Source organism: Candidatus Binatota bacterium (genome assembly GCA_012960245.1).
Taxonomy (GTDB): domain Bacteria; phylum Desulfobacterota; class Binatia; order UBA1149; family UBA1149; genus UBA1149.
Map to the genome: position 1 here is coordinate 1 of DUBO01000055.1, position 10,194 is coordinate 10,194.

General features: G+C 62.4%; 8 protein-coding genes. 3 read left to right on the forward strand and 5 right to left on the reverse strand.

The genetic code is table 11. The features are described 5' to 3' along the window. Positions 1-1,094: 1,094 nt before the first annotated feature. From EYQ35_10795 to EYQ35_10805, 3 genes are read right to left on the reverse strand one after another with little or no spacing between them, the layout of a single operon-like run. Positions 1,095-2,312, reverse strand: a complete 1,218-nt coding sequence (locus EYQ35_10795; protein ID HIF64623.1) for an NADPH:quinone oxidoreductase family protein — start codon at positions 2,310-2,312, stop codon at positions 1,095-1,097. Then, positions 2,188-3,363 carry a sulfotransferase gene (locus tag EYQ35_10800; protein HIF64624.1) on the reverse strand — a complete coding sequence of 392 codons (1,176 nt, stop codon included), beginning with the start codon at positions 3,361-3,363 and terminating at the stop codon, positions 2,188-2,190. The genes EYQ35_10795 and EYQ35_10800 overlap by 125 nt, the downstream gene beginning before the upstream one ends. Before the next feature lie 43 nt (positions 3,364-3,406). After that, positions 3,407-4,264: a phytanoyl-CoA dioxygenase family protein gene (locus EYQ35_10805; GenBank protein ID HIF64625.1), complete on the reverse strand. Its 858-nt coding sequence runs from the start codon at positions 4,262-4,264 to the stop codon at positions 3,407-3,409. 131 nt (positions 4,265-4,395) lie between these two features. On the opposite strand from EYQ35_10805, the gene EYQ35_10810 reads away from it, so the two are divergent. The 3 genes from EYQ35_10810 (at position 4,396) to EYQ35_10820 (ending at position 6,241) form a co-directional block, all read left to right on the forward strand. After that, complete coding sequence (locus EYQ35_10810; protein ID HIF64626.1) at positions 4,396-4,791, forward strand: hypothetical protein; 396 nt, start codon at positions 4,396-4,398, stop codon at positions 4,789-4,791. Further along, positions 4,772-5,704 (forward strand): metal-dependent hydrolase, encoded by a 933-nt coding sequence (locus EYQ35_10815; GenBank protein ID HIF64627.1) that lies wholly within the window; start codon positions 4,772-4,774, stop codon positions 5,702-5,704. Before EYQ35_10810 ends, EYQ35_10815 begins: the two co-directional genes overlap by 20 nt. 63 nt (positions 5,705-5,767) lie before the next feature. After that, positions 5,768-6,241 (forward strand): isomerase, encoded by a 474-nt coding sequence (locus tag EYQ35_10820; protein HIF64628.1) that lies wholly within the window; start codon positions 5,768-5,770, stop codon positions 6,239-6,241. Positions 6,242-6,257: 16 nt separating this feature from the next. On the opposite strand, the gene EYQ35_10825 is transcribed toward EYQ35_10820, so the two are convergent. Then, positions 6,258-7,646 (reverse strand): MBOAT family protein, encoded by a 1,389-nt coding sequence (locus EYQ35_10825; protein ID HIF64629.1) that lies wholly within the window; start codon positions 7,644-7,646, stop codon positions 6,258-6,260. 3 nt (positions 7,647-7,649) lie between these two features. Continuing rightward, positions 7,650-8,702: a hypothetical protein gene (locus tag EYQ35_10830; GenBank protein ID HIF64630.1), complete on the reverse strand. Its 1,053-nt coding sequence runs from the start codon at positions 8,700-8,702 to the stop codon at positions 7,650-7,652. Positions 8,703-10,194 lie beyond the last annotated feature (1,492 nt).

Below are 10,194 nucleotides of genomic sequence, written 5' to 3' on the forward strand. Positions count from 1 at the left end.
CCCGGCCGTGAAATGCGAGTCGGGCAAGCTCAAGGAATCGGGCAAGTACTCGTTGTGTCGTTTGAAGGCCGACTCCAAGGCGGTGTCCAAGGGAGTACCCGTGGACTACCTCAAGTGCGAGGCGAAGTTTGCTGGCAAGTGGACTAAGATCGAAGACAAGGCGCAACTGACTGCCATGTCTAATGCGTGTCCCAGCCTGGGCGACCAGGCATCGATGGGCGCGCGCGTCACTACGGATGCCGCCGAGATCGCGACCTTGCTTGCTGGTGGTGTCTTGCCGGGTTGTGGTAACAACGTAATGGAGGGCAACGAGTCGTGCGACGGTACGGACATCGGTATTACAACGTGCCAGGGCCTTGGCTTCGCATCTGGCACGCTGGGTTGTACGGCGGGGTGCGGTTTTGACGTGATCCCATGCGTGTCGAATCCCGCGCCGGGTGACTGCGGCAACGGCGTGATCGACGCGGGCGAGGACTGCGACTTCGGCGACCTGGGGGGCGCGACCTGTGTCAGCCAGGGGGCGAGTGGTTCCGGATTGATTTGCGGAGTAGGCTGCGTGTTCGATACCAGCGGCTGCGTTGGCTGCCCGACGAAGGTATACGACATTGCCCTGGGTGACTACGGCAACTCGGGTAGTGATTGCTCCGGGCTTGGAATCCACCGCTACAACGGCTGTGTTGTGGACGATCACCCATATTTCACCTGGATTGACACCGCTTCCGCTGGTTGCACGGCGACCGGCGTCTCGGTGGAGTATGTAGAGGGCGTGAGTTGCGGCGCGGGCACCTTTAACGTGTTATTGAACGGGACCAACCAGACAAACTGGACCCAATTGAACGATTGTGCTTGCACCCCGCTCACGACACCGGGTACAAGCTCTTTCGCCCCGTCCATTGGTCTTTACACAATCGGAGGCTCAAATACGGTCACTTTTGAGGGTACTAGCTGTAACGGTTTCAGCGCTCTGACGGGATCGAGTAATTATGCCCGGATTACGGTGGTCTATTGATCGGTCTCCAGGACCAGTAAGTTCTGGCGCTTCGACAACCATCGCTCCGGATAAACATCGCCCCGGTGGCCAGCGCGGCTGCCGGCTACCACATCCTCACGATTGTCCGCCCGACCGTCTGGCGATTGGCCAGGGCGTGTACGGCGGCCGGGAGTTCCTCGAAGTCTACGACCTGTCCCACGACGGGCTTGACCTGCTTGGCCAGCACCAGCTCGTTGATCTCCTTCATCACGCGTTCACCGAGTGCGTCGGGAACAAAATTCCACCCCATACCGCGCTTTATCAACGAGGCCAGGTCCTCGTTGGCATATGCGAGCATGACGCCGCAGACACTGAAGTTGCCAGCAGACAAGCTGCGCGGCACGATCAGTTTTTCGTCGACCACGCTCTTGTCCGAAGCGAAGCCCATGGCCAGGTAGCGGCCATCGTAGGCGATGCAGCGCATTGATTTTTCCATGACGGCCTCTCCGACGTTGTCGAATACGACGTCTACGCCGCGACCGTCGGTTTCGTCGAGAACGATTTCAGAGAAGTCGCTTTCTTCGTAGTTGATGGCGACATCGGCACCCAGCTCGCGGCAAAGAGTGAGCTTGGCCTGGGAGCTGGCCGTCGCAAAGACGCGTGCACCGGCGTGCTTGGCGAGTTGAACGGCCGCAGAGCCCGAGCCCCCCGCCGCCGCGTGGACCAGGACGCTCTCCCCCGCCTGCAGCTTGGCCCTGTCGTGCAGCCCGAGCCACGCAAGATGAAACGGAAAATACAACGCGGCGGCGTCCGGCAGCGGTATAGTCGCGGGCATGTCGAAGGCACCGATGACAGGGCAGAGCGCGTACTCGGCGAACCCTCCGAAAGCACCTTGCGAAAGCCCGACTATCCGCTTGTCCTGCCAATCTTCCGTGCCCTCCCCACAGGCATCGACGACGCCCATCACCTCCATGCCCGGGATGCAGGGAAGCTCGGGGCGGACCATCATGTTGCAGCCAACTATACGATCCACGTCGTTCAGGTTCAGCGGTATCGCCTGGACACGGACGCGCACCTGCCCGGGGCCGGGTTCGGGGACGGGCACCTGGTCGACCTGGAGAACGTCGAGAGGTTGCCCGTATTCGTGGACACGCCACGCGCGCATGGTGTCGGGGGTGGTCATGGATAGCTTTCCTACAGCACCGTTTTCCGTAGTGCTAGTCCGGCTGCAACCCGAAGCGCTCGATATAGTGCCGGAACTCGTGCCTGACCCTGGCCGGGTCAACGCCAAACTCCCCGGGCGTGTAGTGGTGTTCACCGTGCTTTCCCTTCGGGTTGTCATCGATGAACGCCCGCATCAACAAGGCGCTTTCATCGCTCATGGGCAGGTCAAAAGACTCGTAGATATCGCGCACGACGCCGAACTGATCGGCCACGAAATCCGAGAAATGCATGTCGTAAAACCGGGCCCGTGGGTAATCTCCGGTTTCCCGAACGTGCAGTCCGTGTTCGACAGCCCTGCGCAGGCGGGCAGTCCAATCTGCCGCGATCTCAACCCGGTCTACTTCGTCGCTGCCCATGGTGCGCACGAGCGAGGTAAGGCTGGCGTAGGAGGTCATCGATTCGACCGGATCCCGGTGGGTAAAAACGATACGTGCATCGGGGTAAGTGGCCAGTAGGTGCTCCAGGCCCCACAGGTGGGCGCCGGTCTTCAGCACCCAGCGGTCTCGCTCGTGAAACGACTGGAGGTGTTGGAGCTGGCGTCGGTGAAAGTCGTAGACGTGGCTCCAGTCTGCTTCCTGGTCCACCCAGTCCTGGTAGGAAGGCACCCGGAACTGGCAGTGAAAAAGTGGCGTGCACATGGTTTCGCCCATCATGGTGACGCACTCCTGGGTAAGCAGCGCGCCCATGGGGTGCATGGACTTGAAGCCGGGGATCAAGGCGTCGATGTCGGGAAAAGTGGCGGCGCATTCCTGGATACGCTGGTCACTGTCGAAGCTGGCCTTTTCCGGCGGCGGTGAAGGGAACATCACCTCCCAGGTCATGGGCGCGCGGTTGGCCGGATCCCGGGCCAGTATATCGTGCAGGATCGTGGTGCCGGTGCGAGGCATGCCGATAATAAAAACCGGCCGAACGATTTCCTGCCTCGCGATTTCCGGAAACGTCTTCCGGTCGTTTACGTAGCGGAGCCGATTGACCGCGTGACCCAGGATACGTTCGCGGGCGATCATCGCCCCGATCTCGTTCAAGTCAGCCTCGCCCTCCAGGGAGGCGAGGAATAGCTGGAGGGGTTCTACGAAGGGGCCATCACCAAGATCGGTAAGCCCGCCTGCCCGCAGCTCGGCTTCTTCTAGCAACGCCTGCAGTTCAAGCCCCGGTTCGGTCTTACCCATTGCCTGGTTTCCGTGCTGCGGTGTTCTTCAGGCCAGGTCCCGGCTATTCGAGCAACCGTTTTGGATGGCGGCCGTTAACAAAGCCGATGAAAGGAAAAAGCAGGCTGTAGCCGAGCATGGACTGGATTTCGGGGCTGCACAGCCGCGCTCTTTCCCGCGAGATCGCCAGGCTGTAGTTCTCCTGTTGCCGCGCCCACGGCTCGCAGTACTGCGCAGTGGCGGCCATCCTCGGCTGGCCGCTGTCGTTTGAGCCGGCGCCGTGCCAGAGCGTGCCCAGTAAAAACACGACCGAGCCCGCGGGCATGACTGCGGGGGTAAGCTCGGCCGAGTCGGCATCGGGCTGCCCGTCTCCCCACTTGTGGCTTCCCGGTACGACCAGGGTCGCGCCGTTGTCGGCGGTAAAATCGTCGATGGCCCAGATCGTCGCCGCGCTTACGGGTGCCCTCGGGCGGGACAGCGGATAAAACCCGTCGTCGTGGTGAAGCGGCTGTCTTATCTCGCCCGGGTAGACGCTGATGGCCTGCAGTTGCGAGAGCAGGTAGTTGTTCATCAGCAGGGTGTCGAGCAGCGCCAGTATCAAGGGGTTATCAACCAACGGGTTGCAGGCCAGGGTTTTTTCGATGACCGAGTATATGCGGCGCGTCTTGAAGCCTTCGAACTCGTTGCGGCCGTCGTGGGTGAGCAGCGGTGACACCTCGGCCTTGAGCTCGGTCATGGTCTGCCTGGGCAGCAACTCGGGGATGATGACGTAGCCGTTCTGCTGCACTTCCGCCAGCAGCCGCTCAACGAGCTGGGCATCTACTCCGCGCCGTTGTGCCGCTGCCGCCGCGTAAGCCGACTGCCCGGCTGCGGTCTCGTTCTTCAAACTGCCGTCGTCGTTGGTATACAGGCGGTTGGCCATGAGGGGCTCCGTCGCGGATGGCCCACGAGACAACCATTAGACAATATACCTGTCATTGCCGCCAGCCCGGGTGCCAGTCGCGCCGTCCCCACCGGTTTGCAGCGGGTGTGGCGGGCTGCCAGCCTCAGCCGATGTTTGAGTTTCCTGCCGCCTGGCCACGTCGAATCGCGCTTGCCGTGGTATCGGTTTTTTTCACCTTCGCCGGTGTCACCCACTTCACTAACCCCGGGTTTTTTGTGGCCATCGTGCCCCCGTGGCTGCCGGCCCACCTCGAGCTGGTCTACATAAGCGGGGTGTTTGAAATCCTCGGCGGGTTGGGTGTGCTCCTGGCGGCAACGCGACAGAAGGCCGGCTACGGGCTGATCGCGCTGCTGGTGGCCGTGTACCCGGCCAACATACACATGGCGTTGCATCCCGAGCTGTTTCCCGACATGACGGCCACGGCCTTGTACCTGAGGCTGCCGATGCAGTTCGTGGCGGCCTGGCTGGTGTGGTGGGCCGCCTGCGATGAAAAGGCTCGCGGGTAGGCTTGGCCGACCACAGAGCAACCGTGTGAACGATTCTTACCGGTACCTGCCCAAGAACGTTGGCGAGATCGTCGTTCGCCCGTTCGCCTTCGAGTTTCCCGAGGATCTCGATCCGCTGTGGGTTCCGGCCAACCCGGTGCGCTCGCACTTTTTCAACGGCGTGTCGTTGACCATGCCCTACCTCGAGCCCTACCTGGTGCAGACGAGTCGTGAGGCCGCCGAGCTCATAGATGAGCCCCTCCTGCTCGAGGACATGAAAGCGTTCGACGGCCAGGAGTCCCGCCACTACGAGTGCCACAGGCGCTTGAACAAGCTGTTGAGAGACAATGGCTATTCCGAGTTTGCCCAGGTCGAGCAGCGGCTGAAGGCGTCTTACGCCAGGCTTTCAAAGCGCAGCCTGAGAACGCGGCTGGCCTACAGCGCCGGCTTTGAAACCATGACCAACGGGTTTACGACCTGGATTATAGGCAAGCGGCGCTCCTTGTGGCGCGGGGCCGAGCGTCACGTGACCTCGTTCTGGCTCATGCACATGCTCGAAGAGGCCGAGCACAAGACCGTGGCCTTCGATGCCTACATGGCTTACTCGGGCAAGTACCTGCCGCGGGCCTTCGGCGTGCTGCACGGGTCTTTGCACGTGCTGGGCTACGGGCTCATTGGTATGTTCACGGCGCTTAAAAAAGACGGCAGGCTGCGCCGGCCTGGCGACCTGGCCCGCTTGGTTCGTGAAATGTGCGCGCTGGCCTGGAACGTGGCACCTTTCCTGTTACACGGCTTGTCGCCCTGGCATAATCCGAGGGACTTCAAGGACACCGACTGGATGCTCGAGTGGATAGCCGCTTACAAGAAGCTGCCCGAGGGGGAGTTGATACCGCTTGTAGATACCAGCGATCCGGAGATGCCGGTTCCTTTCTGACACGATAGCATTGCACAATAACACGGCGCACCCCGGCGGCTGCGCCACTAACAGGGGGTTCGGATGGACAGGCTTCAAAGAATAGCGATAGCAAACGGCTTGCTGGTGGTAATGGCGGCGATGCTTGCCGGTTTCATGCTGATTTTTTCTCTCATCGGCGGGTGGGAACTGTGGCCAGGTAACATCGTGTCCTTCTCGGTTTACGGGACCAGTGAAGGCTGGGTAAGAGCCCACAGCGGTGGTGCCATGAACGGCATCCTGCTGGTGGTCATCGGCCTGGCCCTGCCGAAGATGGGCCTGTCCGAGAAGCGGCAGCGGCTGATGGTTTACGGCTTCATGGCCGTGGCGTGGGGTTTTACTGCCTTTTACTGGCTCGGCAACGCGGCGGGTAACAGGGGGCTGAGCTTCGGGACAAACCAGCTCGGTAACAGCGATGTCTTCGGGATACTGGGTTTTATTTTTGGAGCGCTGCCGGTGTTCCTGGTCATGTACCTGCTGGTGATAGCGGCCAAGGGCTTGTTGAAAGACAGTAACTGAAGATCGGCGGGCGCGGTCAGAACTGGAAGTAGTAAAACGGCTGCCCGCTGCCGGCGAACAACATCAGTACCCAGAGAAACCCGCCGAGGTAGACCGCGCGTGCGGGCCACGCCAGGCGCGACAGGTGTGGGCCGGGCCACGCTTTCTTGTTGCCCCAATGCCAGGCGTAGAGCAGGGCCAGGCCGGCGGCCCACGCCAGGTGCACGGCGTTGTCGCCCGGCGCCCAGGTGGTGATCCTGCTAAGCATGAGGAGCGCACTGTCGATGCTCTGTGCGCGAAAAAATACGTTGGCGAAGGCTACGAAAAACGGCATCGACAGGTAGCCGATCGCGGTGGCCAGGCGGCTTCTGTCGGGCAGCAGGTCGCCTGACTTGAGAAGGCGGTAGGCCGCCAGCAGCAAGCCGTTGTACATACCCCAGACGACAAAATTCCAGCTCGCGCCGTGCCACAGTCCGAAGGCCATCCACGTGAGGACTGTGTTGAAGACCACGCGCGCCCTCGTTCCGCGGTCGCCACCGAGTGGGCGGTACAGGTAGTCGCGAAACCAGTTGCCCATGGTCATGTGCCAGCCGCGTCGATAGTCGATCGGGTTGCCGGCCAGCAGCGGGAACAAGAAGTTTTCGGGCAGTTCGAAGCCCAGCAGCTTGGCCATGCCCCTGGCCATGGTGGTGTAGCCCGAGAAGTCGCAGTAGATCTGGGCCGAGAACGCGAAGATCGCGATCAGCAGGGCTTCGCCGCTGTACAACTCGGGCGCGCCGAAACACCTGTCGACCACCAGCGCAAAGCTGTCGGCGATAACGATTTTTTTGAACAAGCCCACCAGGCACAACTCGACCCCGTCGAGCACCTGCGTTCGGCCCGGCAGGCGATGCCTGCGCAGCTGCGGTAGAAACTCAGCGGCGCGCAGTATCGGACCGGCTATCAACTGGGGAAAGAAGGACACGAACAGGGCAAAATCCATGGGGTCTTCGCAGGCCTCTATCTTGCGACGGTAGACGTCGATCGAGTAAGAGATCGTCTGGAAGGTGTAGAACGATATGCCGAGAGGGATGGCGGTGTGCACGCGCAGCGGATCGGCCCATCCAGGGCTGAGAGTGCCCAGCGCGACGAGGTTGTCGAGGAAAAAATTGACGTACTTGAAGTAGCCGAGCACGCCCAGGTTGCCCAGCAGGCTGAGCAAGAGCCAGGCTCGCCGTCGCGTCGGGTCGTCGGTGCGCTGCAGGCGCCGGCCCACCGAGTAGTCCAGCGCCGTCGATGCCAGCAAGAGCAGCAGGAACGGCGGGTTCCACGACGAGTAGAACGCGTAGCTGGCGCCGATGAGCAGCGCGCGTCGCGTGGGCACTATCCAGTGCAGGGCGAGCACCGCGCCGAGGAAGAACAGGAATTCTGCGCTATCGAATCTCACCCTTCAGCGATTTCCTGCCGGCAGTACTCCGCGGGCCACTAAGACTTCGGCCAGCACTGCGCTGAAACGCGGGCGGGCCTCGGGCGTAAGGTGAACACGATCATAAAAATCGTCGGCGCCGAAGCCCGGCAGCATGGTCTTGTCGATGAAGGTAAAGCCCGAGCGCTCGGCGGCCGCGGCCAGGCAGCGCTTGTACTCGTCTTGCACCCGTTCGGAGTCGGACCAGCGCAGCTGCGTAGGCGATTGCACCACGGCCACGCGAGTGCCCACCGCGGCCAGTCGCCCGGCGAGCAGTTCCAGCGCGTCGACGTGAACGCTGGGGCAGGCAAACTCACTGGCCCTGGCCTGCCGTCGCCCTCTTGCCCTTGCGGCCGCTGCGCTGTGCAACAGCGTCCAGGCCTCCTTACGACCGAGGCTGCTGCTGTCGCCCAGGCGCGAGAACAGTACCTGCCTGAAGGCCTGGCGGTTACGTGTTACCGCGTGGGATGAAGACAGCGCAAAATCGGCGTGCAGCGCGTGTTCGTCCAGCAGGCCACGCCAGCCCAGCAGCTCGCTCGCCACCGAGAAATCGTAGTGACGAAGGCTCTGCCAGGGCTCGTCTTCTCGTAGCGACCACACGCTGTCGAGGACTACGACGATGTCGGGTTGCTTCTCGACTAACCGGGGCGCAAACATTGCCAGCTCAAGCTGGGTGGCAGCCGGAAACCACAGCAGCCCCAGGTAGTCGCTGTCCCAGGGGCTGGCGTCGGCCAGGACGTGCAGGTCGATGTTGCGGTTTACCGTGCTGCTGCCCACGAACAGCATGCGTGCGTGGCGGGCAGGGCGCAGGCGGATGTTGGCCTCGGCGCGGGCCACCATGGAGCCATAGCCGTCGGCCCTGCTGCGGGCGAAGCTCCAGAACCCGGGCCAGTTGCCGAGCACCACGTTGCTCAACGCGTAGGCCGCCACCAGTATGGCGACCACCGCCAGCAGGGTTCGGCCACCGGGTTTGTCGGCCCGTTTGTCGGGCGAACCGCTCTCGTTAACCCGGGAAGATTCCTCCTCCTCTGTAAACACTGCCAGTCGGTCCCCCTTCGTGTTTTCGCCGCCGACGGTGCTCTTCGCTTGACTGGATGTGAACCAACCCGCCGGTAACCTCGTTTCTAGGCCGCTTTGCACGCGCAGTCTAATTATCGCGGGTCCAAGCGGGAAAAGGCCATGGCCGCCTGCGTGCGGGCCACGCCGGTTATTACTTGGGCACCAGGAACTTGAAGCGGTCGATGTCCTTCAGGCCAAGGGCTTCCGAGCGGGCCTTGACGGTGAGTCGCCGGCTCGCGGGCATGTCGATGTCGAGCTTACGTGCACAGCCACGCGTGATCGGCTGGAACTCGGATGTTATGTCCTGCTTGCCGAAAGGCTTGCTTCCCTTGAGCACCGCCGAAAAAACATCAAACGTAGTCGCCGGCCTCCAGCGGGCTACCAGCCGACACGAAAGCTCGGGGCGGTTGCAGTCGGTGTCAACGGTGCACGGGTCTGCCCTGAGACCCTGGACGCAGAAGCCCCAGTCGGTGTCGCAGACACCGGCGGCCAGGCAGCCCAGCTCGTCTTTGAAATCAAGTTTCATCGCTTTCCTGGAAGGACCGTCCCAGGTCACGAGCGTGTTGCCCTCCTTGGCAGGCCCGGAACCACGGAAGACAAGGGTCGGGCTTTCGGGGCTATCGGGCCACGGGATCTCGGTGAAGTCCTGGTGGTCGCAGCCGAGGGCCAGTTCCAGTTCGTCGCAGTAGCCGTCGGAGTCGGTGTCAACAAGCGGGCTACCGGTACAGGTACCCGAGCTGCAGGTGTCGCCGAGGGTGCAGGATTTGCCGTCATCGCAGGGGGTGCCGTCGGGCAGCGGGTCACCGCCGCAACCGGTCACCGAGTCACAGGTCGGGGTCAGGCAGGGATTGGAGTCATCGCAGACAGTCGGTGGGTAGGTGCAATCGGGCCCACCGTCACACAACTGGTCTGTGCACGCGTCGGCATCGGCAGAACAAGGAGTGCCGGCTGGCAGGAACTCGTCGGCGGGGCAGAACTTTTTGCCCTCGCATACCTCGGCTACATCGCAGCCGCTCGCCACGGGCCGGCAGACGTTGCCCTTGGCGGGCTTGGTCTTGCCCTTGCACTTGCCGTTGCCGTTGCACGCGTCGACGGTGCAGGGATAGCCGTCATCGCTGCAGGGGGTACCCTTAGAGTCGGGCACACAGGTAGCCGTGGTCTCGTTGCATTGCTGGGCGCACTCGGGGCCGATGGTGCAGGGGTCCCCCGAATGATCTGAGCAGCTTCCGGCGCCGTCGCAAGTTTCCACGCCGTTGCAGAACACGCCGTCGCTGCTGCAGCTGGTGCCCGCGGGCACCAGGCAGGAGTCGGCGTCTTCGTCGCAGACGTTGTTGCATTCGAGCAGGACCGCGGAGGAGGTGCAGGGGTCAAGGCCCGCGGCTACGCAGGTACCAGAGCCGTCGCAGCCGTCAGGACCGTTGCAGAACAAACCGTCGTTGCAGAGCGTACCCGCATCGGTAGGAACTAGCTC

Coding starts and splice junctions, on each gene's coding strand:
- EYQ35_10795 (HIF64623.1), bottom strand. CDS start 2,312: ATGACAACCCGAAGGGAAAGCACGGTGAACACCACTACACGCCCGGGG.
- EYQ35_10800 (HIF64624.1), bottom strand. CDS start 3,363: ATGGGTAAGACCGAACCGGGGCTTGAACTGCAGGCGTTGCTAGAAGAA.
- EYQ35_10805 (HIF64625.1), bottom strand. CDS start 4,264: ATGGCCAACCGCCTGTATACCAACGACGACGGCAGTTTGAAGAACGAG.
- EYQ35_10810 (HIF64626.1), top strand. CDS start 4,396: ATGTTTGAGTTTCCTGCCGCCTGGCCACGTCGAATCGCGCTTGCCGTG.
- EYQ35_10815 (HIF64627.1), top strand. CDS start 4,772: ATGAAAAGGCTCGCGGGTAGGCTTGGCCGACCACAGAGCAACCGTGTG.
- EYQ35_10820 (HIF64628.1), top strand. CDS start 5,768: ATGGACAGGCTTCAAAGAATAGCGATAGCAAACGGCTTGCTGGTGGTA.